Source organism: Seonamhaeicola marinus (assembly GCF_008085455.1).
In genome coordinates, this window is record NZ_VSDQ01000782.1 from 1 (window position 1) to 917 (window position 917).

At 33.1% G+C, this 917-nt stretch carries 2 protein-coding genes; one reads left to right on the plus strand and one right to left on the minus strand.

What is annotated here, in order from left to right; all coding sequences use genetic code 11:
* Positions 1-124 precede the first annotated feature (124 nt).
* Positions 125-658, minus strand: coding sequence for a superoxide dismutase (locus tag FUA24_RS23505; RefSeq protein WP_148545767.1), 534 nt, complete (start codon positions 656-658; stop codon positions 125-127).
* A gap of 127 nt (positions 659-785) precedes the next feature.
* Here FUA24_RS23505 and FUA24_RS23510 point away from each other — a divergent pair.
* On the plus strand, positions 786-917 hold a 132-nt coding region (locus FUA24_RS23510; protein WP_148545769.1), incomplete at its 3' end, for a UvrD-helicase domain-containing protein.

Here is a 917-nt window from a genome sequence, read left to right on the forward strand (position 1 = left end):
ATAGCAGACATTATATAATAAAAAGATATAGTGTAAAGCCCGACCCCTTGTGGGTAACGCCCAAAAAAAAATCGTTTAGAACATACATTCTAAACGACTTTTTTGATAACACTTAAAATTAATATTACTTCGCGTTAGCGTAGCGTTTTTCAACTTTATTCCAGTTTACTACATTAAAGAATGCTTTGATGTAATCTGGACGACGGTTTTGATAGTTTAAATAGTATGCGTGTTCCCAAACATCTAATCCTAAAATTGGTGTACCTCCGCAACCAACTTCTGGCATTAATGGGTTGTCTTGGTTTGGTGTTGAGCAAATTTCTAATTTACCACCTTTGTGTACGCATAACCATGCCCACCCTGAACCAAAACGTGTTGCTGCTGCTTTACTGAAGGCTTCAATAAAGGCTTCTTTTGATCCGAAGGTAGCTTCAATTTGGTCTTTTAATTCTCCTGATAAGTATCCTTTATNCATATCTAAATTAGTTAAAATATCTTCAATAGATTTTCCTTCTAAATCTGTTCCTGCTATTGCATTGTTTAAATTGTTTGTATATCCTGCGTGGTGCTTAGTATGGTGTATTTCCATTGTGCGTGCATCCATGTGTGGTTCTAACGCATCGTAAGCATAGCCTAATTCTGGTAATTCAAAAGCCATAGTGTTTTTGTTTTTTCTATTTAGTAATTTATTTCAATTCAAATTTACGCATAAAAGCCCTCAATTAAAAATAATAAATTGTTATTAAACCATTGTTTGTTTTTATCTTGTAATCAAATTAGTATTTATGAGCCTTGACCCTACGTTTACTATTTATAATGCCTCGGCTGGTAGTGGCAAAACTTTTACGTTGGTAAAAGAATATTTAAAAATTTTATTGAAAGCTAACCACGCCGAAAAATTTAAAAACATTTTAGCT